Source organism: Asticcacaulis excentricus, assembly GCF_003966695.1.
Lineage (GTDB): Bacteria > Pseudomonadota > Alphaproteobacteria > Caulobacterales > Caulobacteraceae > Asticcacaulis > Asticcacaulis excentricus_A.
Genome location: NZ_AP018828.1, coordinates 104503 through 124804, shown reverse-complemented (window position 1 = coordinate 124804; position 20302 = coordinate 104503). Strand labels below are relative to the sequence as shown.

At 62.0% G+C, this 20302-nt stretch carries 15 protein-coding genes; 4 read left to right on the top strand and 11 right to left on the bottom strand.

All coding sequences use genetic code 11. From position 1 onward, the window contains the following. The first annotated feature begins 49 nt into the window (after positions 1–49). Positions 50–760: a hypothetical protein gene (locus EM6_RS17645; protein ID WP_197723652.1), complete on the top strand. Its 711-nt coding sequence runs from the start codon at positions 50–52 to the stop codon at positions 758–760. Positions 761–948: 188 nt separating this feature from the next. Here the strand turns inward: EM6_RS17645 and EM6_RS11630 are convergent, their stop codons facing one another. From EM6_RS11630 to EM6_RS11615, 4 genes are all read right to left on the bottom strand, one after another. Beyond that, entirely contained in the window at positions 949–2892 is a 1944-nt protein-coding gene (locus tag EM6_RS11630) for a TonB-dependent receptor plug domain-containing protein (RefSeq protein ID WP_232037157.1), read from the bottom strand. Between the two features lie 183 nt (positions 2893–3075). After that, on the bottom strand, positions 3076–3399 hold the full coding sequence (locus tag EM6_RS11625) for a hypothetical protein (RefSeq protein ID WP_126423205.1): 324 nt from the start codon (positions 3397–3399) through the stop codon (positions 3076–3078). Positions 3400–3443: 44 nt separating this feature from the next. Beyond that, a complete protein-coding gene (locus EM6_RS11620) occupies positions 3444–4271 on the bottom strand; it encodes a glycoside hydrolase family 16 protein (protein ID WP_126423203.1) in 828 nt (275 codons plus the stop codon). 51 nt (positions 4272–4322) lie between these two features. Further along, positions 4323–6911 (bottom strand): family 20 glycosylhydrolase, encoded by a 2589-nt coding sequence (locus EM6_RS11615; protein WP_126423201.1) that lies wholly within the window; start codon positions 6909–6911, stop codon positions 4323–4325. A gap of 593 nt (positions 6912–7504) precedes the next feature. Here EM6_RS11615 and EM6_RS11610 point away from each other — a divergent pair. Further along, a complete protein-coding gene (locus tag EM6_RS11610; RefSeq protein WP_126423199.1) occupies positions 7505–7693 on the top strand; it encodes a hypothetical protein in 189 nt (62 codons plus the stop codon). 127 nt (positions 7694–7820) lie between these two features. On the opposite strand, the gene EM6_RS11605 is transcribed toward EM6_RS11610, so the two are convergent. The 7 genes from EM6_RS11605 to EM6_RS11575 form a co-directional block, all read right to left on the bottom strand. Beyond that, positions 7821–8219, bottom strand: a complete 399-nt coding sequence (locus EM6_RS11605) for a YidB family protein (RefSeq protein WP_197723648.1) — start codon at positions 8217–8219, stop codon at positions 7821–7823. 119 nt (positions 8220–8338) lie between these two features. Further along, on the bottom strand, positions 8339–9475 hold the full coding sequence (locus EM6_RS11600) for a M14 family metallopeptidase (protein ID WP_126423197.1): 1137 nt from the start codon (positions 9473–9475) through the stop codon (positions 8339–8341). Between the two features lie 890 nt (positions 9476–10365). Continuing rightward, positions 10366–11295 carry a replication initiator protein A gene (locus EM6_RS11595; RefSeq protein WP_126423195.1) on the bottom strand — a complete coding sequence of 310 codons (930 nt, stop codon included), beginning with the start codon at positions 11293–11295 and terminating at the stop codon, positions 10366–10368. 2 nt (positions 11296–11297) lie between these two features. Next, positions 11298–11633, bottom strand: a complete 336-nt coding sequence (locus tag EM6_RS11590) for a stability/partitioning determinant (RefSeq protein ID WP_126423193.1) — start codon at positions 11631–11633, stop codon at positions 11298–11300. Positions 11634–11636: 3 nt separating this feature from the next. Further along, a complete protein-coding gene (locus EM6_RS11585; RefSeq protein ID WP_126423191.1) occupies positions 11637–12326 on the bottom strand; it encodes a ParA family protein in 690 nt (229 codons plus the stop codon). Between the two features lie 1248 nt (positions 12327–13574). Then, positions 13575–14246: a DUF1345 domain-containing protein gene (locus EM6_RS11580; RefSeq protein WP_126423189.1), complete on the bottom strand. Its 672-nt coding sequence runs from the start codon at positions 14244–14246 to the stop codon at positions 13575–13577. 49 nt (positions 14247–14295) lie between these two features. Further along, positions 14296–15348, bottom strand: coding sequence for an SIS domain-containing protein (locus EM6_RS11575; protein WP_126423187.1), 1053 nt, complete (start codon positions 15346–15348; stop codon positions 14296–14298). A 534-nt stretch (positions 15349–15882) separates the two neighbouring features. Here EM6_RS11575 and EM6_RS11570 point away from each other — a divergent pair. Together EM6_RS11570 and EM6_RS11565 are read left to right on the top strand one after the other, a co-directional pair. Then, on the top strand, positions 15883–17541 hold the full coding sequence (locus EM6_RS11570) for a hypothetical protein (RefSeq protein WP_126423185.1): 1659 nt from the start codon (positions 15883–15885) through the stop codon (positions 17539–17541). Positions 17542–17616: 75 nt separating this feature from the next. Beyond that, positions 17617–20244, top strand: a complete 2628-nt coding sequence (locus tag EM6_RS11565) for a TonB-dependent receptor domain-containing protein (RefSeq protein ID WP_126423183.1) — start codon at positions 17617–17619, stop codon at positions 20242–20244. The last annotated feature ends 58 nt before the right edge of the window (positions 20245–20302 follow it).

Below are 20302 nucleotides of genomic sequence, written 5' to 3'. Positions count from 1 at the left end.
TTACACACCGGCCTTAATTTGGCTGCATAGCCGTCTCACAGTCCCTGTCATGCGCCTGAAACCCCTCACCCTTTCCGGTCTGATCCTCGCTACGCTGGTCGTCACGCCCCTGTCGGTGTGGGCGGCCGACGATGAGATCGTGGCCACCAACCGCCCCAAGGTGGCCCTTGATACCCCGGCCCCCGCCGCCAGCGTGACGCCCGTAACCGCCGAAGACACGGCCAAGGCGACGCAGGCGCAGGTGCTTTCAACGTTGGACGGGACGCGCACTCCCGACCGCCGTCAGCCGACCTCCTGGGGCCGCGACGATACGGACTCAGGCCCGCAAAAGCGTCAGATTCACGGCGAAGCGGGTGTCTCCATCGGCACCGGCGGCTATAAGAGCGCCTATGTAGCGACCCTGATCCCGGTGGGCGAAACCGGCACGCTGGGCATCGCCTACAGCCAGACCGATCACGGCAATAACGGCTATATTTACGGCGACCCTTACGGCTATGGCTACGGGCCGGGCTATGGTCACTATGGGGCGTCGGCTTACGACCCCTACGGATACGGCTATGGTCGGGGCTATGGCTATGCGCGCGGCGGCACGTCAAAATCCCTGTCGATCTCGCTCGACTTCAGCGACCGCGGCAAGGACCGCGACCGCGACGAAGACTGCGACAGCGTGCGTTATGAAGGCGCTATAGGCGACCCCATATGGGGCGGCTATCGTCCCTCCCGCCGCGTCTGCACCAAGACGACAAACTATCCTTACTGATTAACAAGGCTTGGGCGGAATGATTTCAAATAGAATCATTCCGATCTAATACCAACGGCCGAAGATGCTGACCGCATCCGGCCGTTGAAAACTCGAGACTGTCTCATGTGTGTCAGCGACATGAGACAGTCTTGAAAGGCATACCCAGAGTCATTTTCAATGACCCTGGGTATAAGCCGGTAACCGCATCAGAAGCGCATCCGCACCCCGCCATTGAGCACGAACCCGTCGGTCGGGGCCCAGGCCTCGACCGTCCAGCGTCCATCGGCGGCCCTTTGCCGCCGCACCAGCGGATCGTGCCGCGTCTGGCGCACATTGAGCAGGTTTTCGGCATTGAGGAACAGGCGCACCTTCCCCACCACGCGCTCACCCAGCAGGCCCAGTTCCCAGTAGGGTTTACTCTCGCTCCGGTACGGATTGTCGTCCAGAGTCTGACAGCCCGTATAATAGGCCTCAAAACCGATCCGCCCGATGTCGTGTTCCTCCCACATGGCGACGAAGCCGCCGGTGTGTTTCGGCGTTGTCGGCTGAGCGCGGCGGCCGCTGCCCGACGGATCGGGCTCGGTGGCATCGACATAGACGTAGGAACCGGTCAGGGTCAACGCCTCATGACGGTAGCGCAGACGCCATTCCGAACCGCGCGTGCGCGTCACGCCCGCCGCATTGACCAGCCTGACCGAGGACGGGCCCGTTTGGCGTAGCTGCACCGCATCGTCTATGTCCGCACCGAACAGGGTCATATTGGCCTCGATCGGTCCTTTGGCATAGGTCAGGTCCAGCGAGGCCGTGCGCGCCACCTCGGGCCGCAGGTCGCCCAGCGGCTCCAGCCGGCCAAAGCCCGTGGCCTCGATGGCCTCGACAAAGGGCGTGGGCGCATGAAACCCGCGCCCCACTGAGGCCCGCACCGTCCAGTGGCCCGGACGATAGAGCAGAGACAGGCGCGGACTGAACTGCCTGCCGTAGCGGCTGTGGTCATCCAGGCGGGCACTGGCCGCCAGCGTCAGGCGCTCACCCATCGTCTGCTCCACCTGCCCGAACAGGCCGGGGACGCTGAAGTGATAGTTGAAGTCACTGAACCCCTTGGAATGGTAGTGGTCGGACTGAAAAGCTACCCCGCCCACCCAGGCGGTCGGCCCCGTCTCGCCTTTCAGCGCCGCCTCGGCAAAGCCGGTCAGGTGCGAGTCGCGGTCAATGACCTCGCCGAAGCGGTGCTCGTGACGCTGGGTCATGGACGAGGCGCGCAGGCTGAGGGTGCCCAACCCTTCCAGCGGAAACTGCGCCGTAACCCCGGCATCGACGCGGCGCGAGGCTTGCGTTTCGGGAAAGGCCGTGCCGTCCGGGACCGTGCGCCCGCTGAGCGTGCCACCCTTACGCTGTTCGCGCATGGTGCCCAGCGTGAGCAGTGCCTTCGACCCGTTGTCCCCGTACCAGAACAGGCGCGGTCGCAGCGTCCAGCGCTCAAAGCCCGCCATATCGATCCAGCCATCGCCATCGAGATCCTTGCGCGCCTGACGGTGATAGCCGCCGGTAAGCGAATAGCTGAGGCTCTGCGTCGCCGGGGCGGAGCTATAGGCCGTGACGTCCTGCCCGCCACGATGCGTCAGGTTGAGCAAAACCTCGCTTTCCGGCTCAGGGCTGGGGCGGCGCGAGACGAGATTGATCACCCCGCCCAGCGCCGAGGCCCCATAAAGCGCCGAGACCGAGCCCTTGATCACTTCCACCTGCCCCAGATCGGTCGGCGGAATCTGCAACAGACCGAGCGACTGCCCGCCATAGAGCGGCAAACCGTCGGTCAGCAGCAGGGTGTAGCGCCCGGCCATGCCCTGAATGCGGATATTGGCCGCCCCCAGCGACGGCGCGGTCACCTGCACGCGGATGCCCGGCGTCTCATTGACGAGGGTCGAGATATTGCCGGGGGTCATCAGGCTCTTTTCGTCGATCTCTTCGCGGCCGATGACGTCAACGCGGATCGGCTCGTCCTGAAGCCGGCGGCCAGCGCGCGTGGCCTGAACCACCACCTCTTCGATGGCGTCTTCCGGCTGAGGGGCAAGGGTTTGGGCCTGCGCGGCGGTCACGCAGACAAGCAGCGGCAAGGCGGCAGCCGCCAGAGCGCAATCCGATAAAGTGGGCACCACTTTTCGGAAAAATTGCGCGACCAAACAAAAATTTAGAGCGGGATGACGTTTCGGTCTAAAATCATCTCGCTCCAGAAGGGGCAAGGCCCCGTATAGGTAAGACATGGGAAAACCCGTAAAAATGAGCAAGCAAGGGCGCAGCGCGTCTAAGCGCTCCGCGTCGGTTCATTTTTCAGGGTTTCAGCGCGGCGGCGGGGCCAGCGGGCGGTAGCTCAGGCCAACGCTGTAGCGGTGACGCGACTGGAAATCCAGCGCCGTCACGCTCGGCAAGTGCATGAACAGGAAGCTGGCGGTGGCGATGGCGGCGCAATGCTGACCACAAACCTTCAGTGATGCCGCCCCCTTGTCGGCGCAGCAGGGCGCTTCCGACGACCGGACGTGCAGGTGCACATGGGTGTCTTCGTGATGCGCCCACGGACCGGCGGCTTCGGGCGCGTGCAGGCCCGACAGCATGGCCAGCAGTCCCGCCACAATCACCATCACTTTGAGGAGACCAGAGCGCATGGGGTATTTATAGGGACCGCACCTCGCCACTGCAAGCGGGGGTTTTAGCGCTTTTTCCACACCCTTACGTAATCGACCTCAAAGGTGCGCGGGAAGATGCCGTCGTCCACCTCACCGGCCATATTGCCGCCAATGGCCAGATTGAGCAGCAAAAACTGCGGCTTGTCGAAGGGCCACGCCCCCGGCTTGTCGGTTTTGACGTAGGTATGGAAGTGCTGCCCATCGACGAAGAAGTCGAGCTTTTGTGGTGTCCACAGAAGCTGATACTTATGGAAGGCGGTGCAGGCATCGGGCACGTCGATGCCATTGCCGTTGCCGGAACCGCCCACGCTGTTGATCGTATAGCGGTTATGCACCGTGCCAAAGGTCCGGCCCGGCGTCTTGCCCACATGCTCCATAATGTCGATTTCGCCGCCGTCCGGCCACCCCGCATCGGTGCCGAGCATCCAGATGGCCGGCCATGAGCCTTGACCGCACGGCATTTTGGCGCGGATTTCGTAAAAACCATACAGGAAGCTGACCTTGCCGCGCGTGATCAGGCGCGCCGAGCTGTAGTCCTGCCCGCCATAATCGGCGCGGTCGCTCAGGCGTTCCTTGCGCGCGGTGATACGCAGCGTGCCGTCCTTCACCTCTGAGTTTTCCAGCCGTTCGGCGGCGTAATACTGCTTTTCGTTATTGTACCAGCCGCTACGGTTGGCCTGTGTGTCATAGACCCAGGTCTTCACATCGGGCAGGCCGGGCGTGTTGAATTCCTCGGCCCAGTCCAGCATATAGCCCGCCGGAACGGGTGAGGTGGCATCGGCCGCCCGCGTTTCATTGGCCCCCGACAGAGCCGTCAGCGTCATCGCCGACAGAATCAGGGATTTCAGCATGACGTTTCCTCTGTGTTTATGCCCTCTCGCCGAAGGCAAGGAGGTTTAAGATCACTCTACCCTTACCATACGGCTCTTGCGGCGGCCATCGGGGGAGGTGACGCGCAGTTCGACCGGGCCGCTCACTGCCACCGGCCCCGTATAGGGCGTCCATTCGCCGCCTGCGAGGCGGTATTCGATGGGCGTAGCGGCGATTTCGGCATTGGCGAATAGCTGCCCGCCTTCGATCTTTGCCCCCGGTGGCGCCAGACGATAGGCGATGCCCGCCTGATCCAGAAGCCGCAGATGCACGCCCAGCCGGTCACGGAAGCCCTGCCAGTCGCCCAGCACGGCCTTGGGATCGACCTTGCCGTCACCATAGGTGTAGCTTTCCCCCGCCTTGTACGGCGCTTCCCAGCCCGCCCGGTGCCAGGCCCGCTCGGCCAGCGGCAGAAGGCGCGGGAAGAGGCGATATTCGGCCTCGTCGTCCGTGCGCACCACCTCGGACCATAACTGCCCCTGTAGGCCGGTCAGGCCGCGCCCCGGCGCATAAGGCGTCTTATCGGCCACCGTCGTCCCCTGCCCGCGGATATCGGTCAGCAAGGAGGCATTGGCGGGCAGGTTTTCCGGCTGGAAGCTGAAAATCTTGTAGCTGTCCGTATCGCGCGACGCCCAGTCATAGGCCGTCTCATCCGGGTCCGGCGCGGGCGGCATGTCAAAATAGGTGACATCGGGCACGGACAGCACGACTTCCCAGCCGCGATTGGCCTGATCGTGCGCTTCGGTGGCCGCCGTGCCGAGGGTGGAACTCCAGATGTTCGACTGCACGATCTTCGGCATGCGCGCGGCGTCCGTATGGCCCATGCCGTCGCTCCAGCCCGCCGTCTCGATGCCCTTTTGCGCCAGATAGGCCGAGACGCGCTCGATGAAATAGGGGGTGAGCTGCGGCGCTTTCAGACTGTTCTGCGCCATAAAGGCCTGACAGGCGGGCGATTGCGTCCATGCCCCCGCCGTCTCATCCGCCCCGATATGGTAGCGTTTCAGCGGCACACCGGCGGCCTGATGCAGCTTCATCGTCTCGTCGATCACCTTGTCGATAAAGGCATAGGTGGCGGGCAGGCAGACATTGAGCGTATTGTCGTTATAGTGCTGGATCGAGCGATAGGCCGTGGTGTCTTCGGGTTCGACCAGCCGATATTGCGCCGCCCCCGCCGCATCACCGGCGGCCATCAGACGGCGATAGCGAACCTCCATGGATTTGATCGCTGCGCGGCTGTGGCCCGGCATATCGAAGGACGGGATGACCTCGATGCCGCGCGCCTGCGCCGCCTTCAGGATGTCGATATAATCGGCCTTCGTGAAATAGCCATTGACTGGCGTGTCGCGCTCCGGCCCGGCCCCCAGTTGCGGCAGCAGGCAGGTTTCTTCGGCCGGGTCGTGGCAGCGATAGGCCCCCATCTGCGTCAGTTCCGGCAGGCCGTCGATTTCCAGCCGCCAGCCCTCGTCGTCGCCCAGATGCAGGTGCAGGCGGTTGAGCTTATAGGCCGCCATCTGTTCCAGCGTCTCGAGCACAAAGGCTTTGGAATGGAAGTTGCGCGCCACGTCGATATGCAGGCCGCGGAAGGGCAGGCGCGGCGCGTCTTCGATGGTCATACGCCGCACCTGAGCGCCATCAAAGGCCGTTTGCTGGGCCAGAGAGCGCAGGGCGTGGTTGGCCCCGGTCGTCGATCCGGCGCGGATGCTAACGCTTTTGCCCACCGTCAGGCGATAGGCTTCGGGGCTCAGTTTCGGGTCGATGGTGACGCTGAGCACCGGCCCCCGCCCCTCCCCGGCCCCCGCCTGTTTCAGGGCCTCTACGGCGGCGGTAATGGCGTCACGGCTCAGGCCTTTCAGGCGCAGGTCAAACCCCTTGCTGAGATCGAGCGGCGCGCCCTTTTGCAAAGTCACCCTAGCCGGGGTGGGCAGGATCACCACGGCCGGACGGGTCAGGGCGACGTTGCGCGCCGCATTGCGTTCATAGGCACGTTCAGGGGTCAGCCACTGCGTCTTGTCGCCGGGGGTCTGGGTGCCCAGCTTCGCCTCATCGGTCATCGGGGCGACAAAGGGCAGGGTCTCCAGCCCGCTTTCAGGGTCGATCACCGCCTTAGAGGCCACAAGGGTACGGGGGGTGAGGCCCGGCGCGGCCACATAGGCATTGGGCATCATGAAACCGCGCGCATAGAAATGCCCCTGCCCCCAGACGCGAACCGTATGCGAGGCACCACCCTTCAGCGTGATGCCGGCCTTGGGTGTCAGGGCGTAGAGGTCGCCATTGACCTGTTTCAGGTCGAAAGCGTCGCTTTCAGAGCGCACAAATGCCCCGACGTAGGAGAAATAGAGGGTCCAGCCACCGGGCAGGTCGCTCCCTTCGGGAAGGGTGAGGGTCAGGGCCGACAGGAAACAGGCGGCCTTGTCGCAGGTCTGACGGTTATCGACGATCTCCCACCGATAGCCGAGCTGGTTCCCCAGACGGTCCAGTGTGGCCTGATCCAGTATCGGCACAGGCGCGACGCTTGGCGCAGCGGGCGCTGGCACCGGCGTTTGCGGCAAGGTGGCGCAACCGGCGGTCAGGGACAGGATAAGGGCCAGTGTGCTCAGGCTGACGGAATGGGCAAAGGTCATGGCGGTTCCTCGGTCGGCGCTGCGTTTATCGCATGTGACGGCGGTTTTTCCGCGAAATCAAGTCCAAAAGTTATAGGGTGGAGCGGTATTGGTTATAACCAATATAGCGGATAGCTAGCGGATAGCTTTTTCAAGCCTCCGCTTATCGATTTGACATTTGCGCCCAGATATGAGAACAAAGAAGGAACTCTAGGAGAGTGCGATGAGCCGACTGTATGACGGAGCGTGGGTGCTGGTGGCTGGTCAGGCGGTGGCGCAGCCGGCTATTGAGTGTCTTATACCAAGGGTCATTGGAAATGACTCTTGGTATTCCGTTCGAGACTGTCTCATGTCGCTGATACATATGAGACAGTCTCGTGTCTTCAACGGCCGGATGCGGTCAGCATCTTCGGCCGTTGGTACTAAAAGCATGTTTCGCGTGGCAGATGGTCTTTATGGTGAGGATGGGCGCGCTGTGGACGGGGTTGTGGGGCGTCCGGCCATTCAGATGATCCTCGACCCTCAAACCGCGCGCGAAAACGGCCTGCTGGCGGGGTAATTTTTAACCCCCTTCCGCTATAGACAGTCCCCTCCCCTGCCGTAATATGCCCGCCATGACCCCTACACTGATCGCTGCCAACGACAACTGGCCCGCCGAGGCCGAACTGATCGCCGAAACGGTTGCCGCCTATGAGGCATCGGGAAGCACGCGGGCGCAGGCTCTGGCCGATCTGCGCCACGCCGTGCAGGCTTTGCGCCGCAATGGGCTGCGCTCGGCCCGCGCCCTTAAGGGGATGGAGTAAGGATTATAGCGGACTGATTTCCATAATCAGTCCGCTCAAGCCGCCATTGAGGCGGCGGCCAAGGTGGCGGAGCCTCGCACCCGGCGAGGGACTAAAAAAGCTAGATCATTATGTTTATCATAATGATCTAGCGGAATAAACCGCCCAGCAGCTTGCCAATGCCGTCCTGCCCCAGGAGGTTCGGGGCGGCCTCGGCTATGGCCTGCGGCAATTGTCCGCCCTGCGACAACTGATCGACCACACCGGGCAGGACGTCGCCCAGTTGCGCCGGATCAATGCCCAGTGACCCGGCCAGTTGATTGACCATGTCCGGCCCCAGCGCCGACTGCAACTGCTCCAGAGATACCGGCAGGTTGGCGCCGTTCGACACCCACGACTGCACCACCTCAGCCAGACCGCCCTGCTGCAACTGACCCAGCACGTCGCCGATCAGGCCCTGCCCGCCCAGTTGCTGCGCCAGACCGGCGAGGTCGAGATTGCCCAGATCGAGCTTGCTGCCGAGGGCGCCAAGAATATCGTTCAACATGATCCGCTCCGTGTGTGTTCCCATTCTACCTTGCGCGGCGAATCGGTCAGAGTCGAGTCAGGATGTGCGGTCACCGATACCCCGATGATTGCGCAAACCTTTGCCTCACGCAGATGTTTTCAGCCCCGGGCGCGGGGCGGGATCTCCGTGATCACGTCCGACAGCGCCTTCAGGCACGCTACGCCCAGCGCCTGAGAGCGGGCCGGTGACCAACCCTCAACGGCGTCCGGCGCGTCGTCATGGTCCTTGAACGGCATTTCCAGCGTCATGGCGATGGCCCCGAAGCGTTCGGCCACGGCATTGGTCGAAACGGCCAGATTGGCCTGTCCCGGCGCATCGACCGCATAGCCATAGGTGGTCTGGAAATCGAGCGTGCGCGCCGACAGGGCGCTCAGATAGCGGCGATAGAGGACGTCACGCTGCGGCGTCCACGACGGAATGCCCTCAAATCCGGCCATGAAAACGTGCGGGATGGCTTCGTCGCCGTGCACGTCGATGGCAAAATCAACGCCGGTGTCGTCCATGGCGTTGCGGAGGGCCAGCACTTCCGGGCTCTTTTCGGCCGAGGGCTCGGCCCACTGACGGTTCAGATCCGTGCCGGCGGCATTGGTGCGCAGGTGCCCGCGCGCGCTGCCGTCCGGGTTACAGTTGAGCACGATGTAAAAGGTCGCCGCTGCCCGCAGAGCTATGGCCTCCGGCGCGTCGCTGCACAGCCAAGGAATGGCCCCCTCCATCCACCATTCGGCCATGGTCTCGCCCGGATGCTGACGCGCATAGAGCCAAACGACGCGCGGCCCCTCTCCTACCCTGAACAGGTCGAGATCGCGGCCATCGAGCGTTTGGCCCAGAACCCGGTGACTGATGCCGGCCAAGGCCTTCACCCGCTCGACCAGCGCCCGGTGACGGTCACTGTCATAGGGCGCAAAATAGGCCACCCACAGGGTTTCAGAGGCCGACCGGTGACGGATGCTCAGCACGCCGTCGGCATAGGCGGTGTCGGCCTGCCTCCAATGGGCCCCATCGCTGCTGATACGGGCTTTGTAGCCCTCCCAGCCGCCCGTATAGGCCGATCCCCCGGCATTGGTGAGGCGCAGTTCCAGATCGACGCCTGAGGCCCCGTCCACGCGGAAATAGAACCACTGGTAATAGTGCGACTGATGATCCGGGCGGATAGCCAGATCGAAACGTCCGCCCCCGTGCGCCTGCACCACCTCGATATTGCCGCCATCGAAATCGGAATGGATGCTGACCGCCATGCTGCGTCTCCGCAAGGTGTTGAATGTACTGATCGTTTCCATAACGACCGAATCGGAGGCCGTCACGTGATTTCGGGACCGTTTTTCAGGGTGTGGCTGGCTATCGGGGGATCAGTGACGGCCTCTTTTCGCCGCAATCCCTTGGACTCCAAGCGACTCCGTGTCTTGTGGGGTCGTTTTTCAGCATCATAACCGTCGCTCTATGGCTGAAATCAGAGCCTGACGGGTATATCTCGGTGGTATTGCAGGCGGTCACTACAAACTCACCCACTGAGGTCAAGGAACAGGACGCGGTGAACCGTAAATCCCGGTGACTGTGCTGTTCGGTGACTCTGCCGGTCGGGTGTTAACTGTCTTTCCCCGTAGATGTCCGCCTGAGCGACCCTTCAAAGGTCGCACAAGGCGGACCGCGCACGGACCTTAATACCGCTCCCCTCTCGCTGTTAAGAGAGTCTGTTAGTGAATCTAGTTAAATAGGTTAAGCGAAAAAACAGCCGGAATTCCCCTTTAAAATCAACAAGGGTACCTTTTGTTAATCTTTGATACCCCGTCACTTTGTCACTGATCCCCCGCGCGACGGGTCTTCGTTCCCCCGTGCAGGCGGTCACTCTTCCCCCGATAAGTGAGCTAGGAAAAACAGAATATTTTCCACAGCTTGCCCGCGGCTTTTTAACCCTATTTCCGCGGCAAATCCGGTCACCATTCCCCGAACACCGGCTTTTGAGGGCAAAACCGCTGAAAAACGCCCGCCGGTCACCGTTCCCCCGACTCACCTTGAGCGAATCGGTCACTCTTCCCCCGTCAATCCGGTCACCCATCCCCCGATAGGGTGGTCACTGTTCCCCCGACGAATCGGCCTCAAAAAGTCACCGATCCCCCGACACCGTTTTCTAGAATCGTTTGTGCATAAGGCCGTCGATTTCCAGCGCCCGCTGGTCTTCGGCGGTTTGCCGTTCCAGCGTTTTCAGCGCATCGCGCACCCTCACCCGCTCTTCCATGTCGCGCTTGATGAAATGCACGGCGGGTGAGCCGTCATTGGTCTTGGTCAGCGTCATCTCGTATTCCGGCAGGGCGTTCTTGGCCACGATGCGCTTTAAAAGGTAGGTAAACTGCTTCAGCGGGCTGTCTGAGCCGGTTTTCTCATGCAAAATCGCGATACGGCAGGTCCAGCCGCCCTCCTGATCACCGGCGTGCTTGCGCGCCACGCGGTAAAGAGCGCGCTCCATGCCGCCGGTCAGCAGGAAATAGTCCTGATGCATGGTTAGCAGAGAGCGTTCGGTGACGATCCCCTGATAAACCCAGTCGGACAAGGTGATCGAAATGCCGCGCGGCGCCTCGGTTTCCGGGTCCACCTCCAGTTGAAAGGCGTCGATCCAGCCGAATTGCGCCTTGTCCTTGCGCTTGGGCGCGCGCAGCGAGGTCTGGATGGTCGTCGATTCCAGCCTTTGCAGCGCCGCGTTCAGTTCCTGATAGGATTTGCCGCCGGTATCGCGCTTGATGGCGCGCAGCAGATCATAAGACGTTGTCTTAAGAGTCCGCGGCAAGTCATTGACTCCCTGCTCTTTCAGACGATTGAGCACCGAGGCCGCCCAGATCATGATATCGGCGTCCCAAATGGTGGCGATGCCGAATTCGGCATTGCCTGAGACCTTCACCCAGGTGTCGCCATCGGGGCTGGTATATTCGATCGGTTTCAGGCGCTTGCGCTTGGCGAGGCTGAAAAACGGCCGTTCCATCAGCTCGCGCTGGTCCTTCAGCGACATGTCGCTGACGAGCGGGATAAACAGGTCGAACTGCGATTCGGCGGCGCGGCGGGCCATGATCAGATCCTGCCCTCGGCTTTCAGTTTGTCTTCCAGCGCTTCGACGGCCTGCTCGAACACCTGCCCCAGCACCAGACCCTGCGCGTCGGCCACGGCATAGAAGCGGCGCAGCGCCTCGTCGGTGACTTTCAGATTGAGCTGACGGTTACGCCCGGTGCGGTAGCGACGTTGCAGGACGGGTTCAGGCGCTGCAGGTACGGCCACGGCTTCACGGCTGGGGAAGCCCCTCGCCTCGGCCACGGCGCGCAGAGAGTCCTTATCCGGCTTGGGTTTTGGCCGGGCGTCAAACGCCGACAGGTCAAGATCGTCGTCAAAGATCGAAGCGCGTTCGGACATGGATTAAGCGACCTCCTGAGCCGGAACCGCGTCCGGATTTTTCAGCAATTCAATGGCTTCGGCAACAAAGGCGCGGGCATTGGCCACGGCCTTGTCGATATTGGCGACCTGCGACGGGTCTAGCGTTTCCAGCGCCCCGCCGAACGAGAACATGGCCTTGAAGGCTTCGCGCTCGTGCAATTGCGTATCGAACAAACGGATACCATGGGCGCGCAACTGCTCGTGGATGGCCGACAGGGTACGCGGCTTGATGATCGGATTGGTGCGCGTCAGCAGCACCGCATGCGGGATCGGGCGGCGCGACTGACGCTCGGTATTTTTGATCAGGCTGAGCGCCTTGGCCGCCTGCTTGGCATCCAACTGCGAGCCTTGCGTTGGCACCACCACCAGATCGGACGCCCCGATGGCATAGGCCACCGTCAGCGACGCCGTGCCTTCGCAATCAACGACCACAAATGGCGCTTCGGCGGCCGCCTCCTCGATCTTGTCGAGAATGTTTTCCTGATTGGCGTCCGACACGATGCGGATATTGGCCGGGCAGCCATTCAACTGCGACCAGGCCAGGATCGGACGGTTGGGGTCGGCGTCTATAATAATGACCTGCGTCTTGCGCGCCAGTTGCGTGGCCATCAGCGTCGCCGCCGTGGTCTTGCCCACGCCGCCCTTGGGCGAAATGAAGGAGATGACAGGCATGTCAGGTTCCTCGTGCTGGCTTTGACGCGCGAATGGCGAGCTATCGGATAGCCACCGGCTAGCGCGCGCCTTTTGCGCAAAGGTTAATGAAGTGTTAATTCTGTTGGTGCGCCGATTCTGACGCGGGGTCCAGACGGAAGGCCTCCGACAGCTAACGGAAAGCTGTGCGAAAGTCGCCCGATAGACACCGGCTATCTCACCGAAAGCCCTCGGCTAGACGTCGGGTTGCTATGCGTTAGCTCTCGGTTAGCCATAGCCTAGCTTTCCAATAGCTAATAGAAAGTTAATAGCTAGCCGAATTCCATCCGATAGCCTGTGTGAAGCTTTCGTGTGGCTATCGGATATGTAATGAGTATCTGGTAGCTACCCTCTCCTCAGTTGTGATGACGTTTCACAGCGGGTGAATAAGGTTTCGTCTCAATAAGCTATTGAATAAATGTAAGATATCTTTTGGCTATCTTTTGGGCATCTAAAAAAGAGCCTCCGGCGGGCAGGGGCACAGCCCCTGCACCCGGTTTCGGGCGCGAAACTTCCTCATACCTTCCCAGCTTGCTGGTGTGTAGCGCCAGCGAAAGTGTAGCTTTCATAAGCGTTGGGAACATCAAGCGAAGCGCAGATGGTGGTGGGGGCTTCCTTGGCGTCAATGACACGACATTCTGACAAGCTGGCAAGGCCCCTACGCCACTGAAGATTAGCCACCAAAAACACGAAACGAAGTTCGGCGCAGCCAAAAGAGCCGCTGAAACACCCGGCCCACAGGGCCCTGACCTTCGTGCGCAAGCCTCGATGAATGGCGCTGCGCGTCGAGAAAGGCTTTGAACCACAGATTACACAGATTTCATAGATTGGCGCTGCGCGCCCCTGAGTGACGCAGACACGGATAATCTGTGAAATCTGTGTAATCCGTGGTTTTTGAGCTGTCGTGACGATTTCACCTTAGCGATCTTCCTCCTCCCCATATCATGGGGAGGTGCCGAGTTTACGAGGCGGAGGGGTATCTTCACGAGGAGTTATACCCCTCCGTCAGCGTCGCTTCGCTCGCCAACACCTCCCCACTTCGTAGGGAGGGGAAGTCGGGTTTAAAGCGCAGGCCTGTGCCAAAGGCTCCCATTCGTGCTTTTTGCGTTTATAGTGGCTAAAAACCCGCCCGAAACCCCAGACGCCGCCCGCGGAAAGCGCGTGCCCACATCCGGGGTCCGGGGTCAACTGACCCCGGAATCTTACCCTTGCCCAACACTCAAACCCAACTCACCCCAGCAGGCTTGCGGCGATATTGATGCACAGGGCGAGGATGGTGGTGTTGTAGACAAAGGCAAAGACGGCGTGGCCGAGATTGAGGCGGCGCATGGCTTTGGAGGCGACGGAGACGTCGGCGGTTTGGGCGGCGGTGCCGACGATGAAGGCGAAATAGGCAAAGTCGAGATAGTCCGGTTCGCAGTCTGCATCCGGGAATTTGAGGGGCGGGGGCTCGGCGCGGCGGATGGCGATGTAGTAGGCGTGGGCGTAGTGCAGGGCGAAGGTGGTGTGCACGAAGACCCAGGTTGTGACGATGGTGGTGCCGACCAGCGCGAGGTCGAGGCCTTTGCTGAGGCCGGTTTCGTCGTGGGCGGCGATCAGTTCGCTGGCGATGGCGACGACGCAGACGGCGATGGCGGCCCCAGTGAGGCCCAATATGGTCCATTTGCCGACGTCTTGCGTTTCGGCGCGGCGGCGCATGTCGGCGGTATTGGCGGTCATCATCAGCCGGGCGAGGGCGATGAGGTAGAAGACGGCGGCGCTGTTCCACGCGACCAGCACGCTTTGCGACAGGCGCAGGTCGGTGAGGGTGCCCAGAAGCGTCCCCAGACCAAGGGCCAGAGCGATGGCACGGCTCAGCCACGGGCGGGTACGCAGGGTGCGGACAAAGGAAAGGGCGGTCATAGACAATGCTATGACCGCCCTTTGGAAAATGTCCAGCCGGGGAGGGGGCTTAAACCGTTTTCGTTACCTTGTTCAGGTGCGGCGGGCTGTCCGGATTGAGGCCGCGCGCCAGCGACAGGCGGTTGGCGAGGCGGTAGAAGCTTTGCAGGCGCAGGATGGGCTCAAGCATCGGCTCAGCGGCCAGGGCGGGCAGGGTATAGGCCCCCGGCGTGGTGTCGGCCAGCCACACGGCAGCCCCGCGTCCGGCAAATTCCGCGGCCACATCGCGCACCCCGTCGCCGGCCGTGTCGGAGGTGGCGAAGGCCAGCACAGGGAAGCCCTGATTGACGATGGCCATCGGGCCGTGGCGCACTTCGGCGGCGGAGAAGGCTTCGGCGTGCAGGGCGCAGGTTTCCTTGAGCTTCAGGGCCGCTTCCTGGGCCACGCCGAAGCCGTAGCCGCGACCGATGACGAAGAGGTTGTTTGCCGCGGTCAGGGCGGGGAGGGCGGCGGACCAGTCGAGGTCGAAGGCCTGACGCATCTGGGCGGGGAGGGCGGCTACGGCGGCCTTCAACGCCGCGTCGTCGGCCCATTCGGCGGTCAGGGCGGCAAAACCAGCCAGAGCGGCGAGGCAGGATTTGGTGGCGGCGACCGACAGCTCCGGCCCGGCGCACAGCGGCAGGACTTCGTCGGCGAGCGTCGCCAGCGGCGCGGTTTCGTCATTGACCAGCGCCACAACGAAGGCACCGGCGGCCTTATAGGCTTCGACGGCGGTCAGAAGGTCGGGCGAGCGGCCCGATTGCGACACGGCGATGCACAGGGTTTCGGCGGCGACGACCGGGGCCGCATAGACCGAGGCGACCGACAGGGCGGCGGAGCTGACCGGCACGCCGGTCAGGGTCTCGATGACGTACTTGCCATAGGTGCAGGCGTGGTCTGACGAACCACGCGCACAGGTGACGACGGCCTTCGGGGGCTGGGCCTTAAGGCGCGCGGCGATACGGCTCAGGGTCTCGGCATTGCGTTTCAGGAAGCGCTCAACGGCGTCGCCGCCTTCGGCCGCCTCACGGAACATCAGGGTCGTGGTTTCATCCAGCGGCGTGGCGACGGAGGCGAGGGACATGTAGACGGTTCCTTTGTGACGAGGCAGATGGTTCTGATACCAATATTTAGCATTGGTATTACTACTGATGCGCTTTTGAGGCAAGGCCAATCGCAAAACCGTCAGTTTTGTAGCAATTTAGAAGGGTTTCCGGCGGGAGGCACGCAAAAACCCGCACAAAAGGATATAACCAATATTGCTATTGGGCTTTATCTGTGCCACGCTCACGTCCGTAACCGGGTTTTCCCTCATTTCCCCCCGGCCCTACTGGAGTGGTCTGCCCCTGCGCTGACCACTCTTTTTTTTGCTCTATGTTTCGCTCTGTTCGCGAGTCTGTCCGTGCTCTGACAGGCGAAAACGTGACACCAAAGACACATAACGCGCCTTACAGAGGCGATTCCGCCGCCGGTAAGTGCCGGTTTTCGGGCTTACACAAATCCGTCATACAAGTTTGGGCGTTCTGTCACACAGCCTCCCTATAAGGCCGAATGATGGCATGGGTGCGTTCAGAACGGGGTCTCCCGACGCGCCGCTGCGCTGGTCTGGAGAGATGACATGAACACTTCCACGAAATTCCGCCTGGGTCTGCTGGGCTTTACCGCTGCTGTGGCTCTGGCGGGCTGCTTTGGGGCTGACAACGTCGCTTCGCCGGGCGAAGGCGTGCTGATCGGCGGCGGCACCTCGTCCTCGTCATCGTCGTCGTCTTCCACGTCAGGTGTCGCGGCGGCTTCGTGTCCGACCGGCACCGACAATATCGGCGTCATCACGCTCGCCGGCGGTGCTCAGGCCCGCAACTGCCAACTGCCGAACACCATCACGGGCAGCCTGACCCTGGCCAAGCTCGACGGCGTCATCTACTCGGTCTCGGGCCGCGTCAATATCGGTGAGGACATGGGGCCGAACGTTAATTCCCCGATCGCCGGTGCGCGCAAGGGCGTGCTGACCATCGAGCCGGGCGTCACTGTCTTCGGTTCGGCTGGTCTCGACTACATCGCCGTGCAACGCGGTTCGCAAATCTTCGCCGAAGGCACGGCGACCAATCCGATCATCTTCACCTCCAAGAACAACGTCACCGGCGCTTCGACCTCGAACTCGATCGGCGAATGGGGCGGTCTGGTCCTTCTCGGCCGTGCGCCGTCGAACTCCTGCGCCACTGACGCGGTTCCGACCAACCTCGACGGCTTCAACACCTGCGGCGCGTCTTTCGAAGCCGTGGCCGGTCTGAACTTCGGCGGCAACAGCCTCGCCGACAATTCCGGTACGCTGAAGTACGTGCAGGTCCGCTACACCGGCTATCAGGTCGATGTGGGCAAGGAGCTGAACGGCATCACCTTCGCCGGCGTCGGCGCGGGCACCACGGTCGATTACGTTCAGGTCTATAACTCGTCCGACGACGGCGTTGAATTCTTCGGCGGCGCGGTCAACGCCAAGCACCTCGTGCTGGTCGGCAATGACGATGAGCAGTTCGATACCGACAACACCTGGTCGGGTTCGGTGCAGTGGATGATCGCCCTGCAGGCCGCCCGCTCGACCTCGGGGTCTTTCGGCTTCGAAATGTCGTGTAACAAGGGTGGCAATGGTGGTGTTCGCGCCTTCTGCCCGCCGACGGCGGTTGTCAACACCGGCACCCTGCGTCCGTTCGCCTACCCGAAGGTATCGAACGCCACCATCATCATGAAGAACACCTTGAATACTCAGGCGCTGAAGCTCGACACCGGCACCGGCCTTCTGCTGATGAACTCGATCATCCGCACCACCAGCCCGTCGTCGAACTGCCTGCTGGTGCAGGACAACAATACGGTGATCGCTCAGGTCGCCTTCCGCTCGGTCATGGGCATCTGCGGCGGTATCGCTTCGGTGAGCGTCCAGACGGGTTCGTCGAACACCGGTCAGACCCTGCCGACCGTGGCTGAGGCCGAAGCCCTGTGGAATACGGGTAACATCACCCGCGTGTCCTCGGTCACCGCGACCCTGCTGCCGACCGTCACCAACAACTCGATCGGCACGGCGACGACCCTGACCAACGACATCGTCAACGGTGCGACCGAAAACGCCGTTGCGGTGACCAACCCGACCATCCTCAACGATGCGGCCAATAACAACCTCGGCTTCTTCACCAATCCGACCTACATCGGTGCCGTGAAGGACGCTAACGACACCTGGTACAAGGGTTGGACCTGCGGCATGGGCACCGGCGAGAAGTCCTGCCAGTAGCAAGCGACAGCGCGGCGGGGGAAACCCCGCCGCGACGCGCTCTGCTCTCCAAGTCCTTCAGCAAAGGTTGATCCCATGAAACTGCATACTCTCTCCCTCGGCGCCTTGCTGATGGCTACGACGTCGCTGGCGGCGGTAAACGCCGCCGTGGCGCAAGACCAGACTCAGACGGCTGCCGACCAGCCAGCGGAAGCCGCCACCGGCGATTCCAACGCCGTTACAGAAGTCGTCGTGCGCGGCAAGAACCTGCCCAAGACCATGCGTCGCACGGCAGAAGTCACTTCGATCCTGACCACCGAAGACCTCAAGCGCACCGGCGACGACAATGCCGCTACGGCCCTGACGCGCGTCGCGGGCCTGTCGCTGGTCGAAGGCAAGTTTATCTATGTGCGCGGCCTGGGCGAGCGCTACTCGTCGGCCCTTCTGAACGGCGCGCCGCTGCCGTCGCCGGAACCGCTGCAACGCGTTGTGCCGCTCGACCTGTTCCCGGCGTCGCTTTTGGGCCGCGTTTCGGTGCAAAAGACCTATTCGGCGGAATATCCGGGCGAATTCGGCGGCGGTGTCGTCGATCTTCAGACCGTGGCCCTGCCGCGCGACAACTTCCTGAGCCTCGGCATCGGCACCGGTTACAACAGCGAAACGACCGGCAAGAAAACCGTCACCTATTTCGGCTCGGCCACCGACTGGCTGGGCTATGACGACGGGGCCCGCAGCCTGCCCGATCCACTGCGTAATGCGCTGGCCAAAGGCAAGCTGGTCAACCCGAACACCTACCCGGCGACGGGCACGGGCGCGACCAACGAGCTTCAGAAGATCGGTCATTCCTTCACCAATGCCGACCTCAACCTGCTGCAAATCGGCCGTCCGACCCCCAACTTCAGCCTGAACGGCAGCGCCGGTCAGACCTATGACGTTCTGGGTGGCAAGTTCGGCGTCGTGGCCGTGGCCGACTTCTCCAACAACTGGTCGGTCAAGAACGGCATCCACTACGAGGATGACTATACGAACTCGGCCAACAATGTCTCGCTGAACAGCCTTTTGTCGCTCGGCTATACGCGCGGTGCCCACACCCTGAAGTGGACCGGCATGTATATCCGCAAGACGACGAAGTTCGCGGCTACCCGTGACGGGTTCAACTCCAACGGCTTCTTCTACCGCAAGGACCGTACCGGCTGGTATCAGCGCGAGTTGGGCCTCAGCCAACTGACCGGCACGCACGCCCTGACGCCGAAGCTGGTGCTCGACTGGACGGCCTCCTACGCCGTGACGGTGCGCGATACGCCGTATGACAAGTTCATCAACTATCAGTTGGACACCTCCAACACGGCGACAAAAGGCCTCTATTTTACCGACCTGCGTAACGGCGGTAGCAATGAAACCGCCTTCTCGAACCTGAAGGACGTGGCCAAGTATCTGGGTGCCAACCTGACCTGGGACTACAGCCTCGGTGAAGGCCGTGATGGCAAGCTGATGGCGGGTGTCTCGGTGCTCGACAACCAGCGCGACTACCAGCGCCGGGCTTTTGAGTTCAAGTCGGTGAACGACTCGCTGGCCAAATATACCCGCGTCGATTACCTCTTCTCCGACTACAATATCCGCCCGGACTTCCTGCAACTGTGGGAAACCGGTTCGGACTCGCCGCAAGCCTACAAGGGCGGCCTGTTCGTGTCGTCCTACTACGTGAAGACCGATCTGGAAGTCATTCCGCTGGTTCGCGTCGCCGCCGGTCTCCGCTACGAAAGCGGCAAGGAGCGTAACGACCTGCGTTACCTCTATCAGACCAACACCAAGCCGGAGCGCGCCGCGACCCAGATCAAGGAGACCTATCTCCTGCCGTCGGGTACGGTGACCTGGAACTTCAAGGACGACATGCAACTGCGTTTTGGCGCGTCCAAGACGATCGGCCGTCCGCAGTTCCGCGAACTGGCCGAGCCGACCTTCCGCGAAGCCGATAGCGACCGCTCCTACACGGGTAACCCGCTGCTGAAGGACACCGAGATCACCAACCTCGATGCCCGTTATGAGTGGTACTACGGCGCGGGCGAATACCTGACCGCCGGCCTGTTCCACAAGACGCTGGACAAGCCCGTCGAAACCATCTCGACCGGCACCCAACTCCAGCAGACCTTCGTCAACGCCCCGGAGGCCAATATTCAGGGCTTTGAGGTGGACTATAAGGGCCTGTTCGAGAGCCCGATCAAGGGCGGCTTCTTCGAGAGCAAGCAGTGGCTGGTGCAGGCCAACTACACCTTCACCGACTCCAGCGTGAAGGTGAAGGCCGGCGACAAGATCGCCTTCAGCCGCACCACCTTCCAGCCGGTCGAAGCCAGCCTGTACATCAAGGACGGCTCCAAGCTGCAAGGTCAGTCGGATCACCTCGCCAACGTGCAGTTCGGCTGGGAAGACTCCGAAGCCAAGTCGCAGGCCACCCTGCTGCTCACCTATGTCAGCGAGCGTATCTCGGTGCGCGGTTCGGGTATTGTCGGTGACCCCGACATCATGCAGGAGCCGGGCACGCAGGTCGATTTCGTGTGGCGCAAGGGCTTCGACGCCTTTGGCCGTGGCCTGAACTTCCAGCTTGAGGCCCGTAACCTGATGGGCACCGAGTACAAGGAATATCAGACCATCAACGACAAGCGCGTCTATGTCGATCGCTACGATCCGGGCACGTCGGTCTCGGTCAGCCTTTCGACGCAGTTCTAAAAACAAGAGAAGGCCGTCCGGTTCGCCGGGCGGCCTTCTTGCTACGGACAAACAAAGC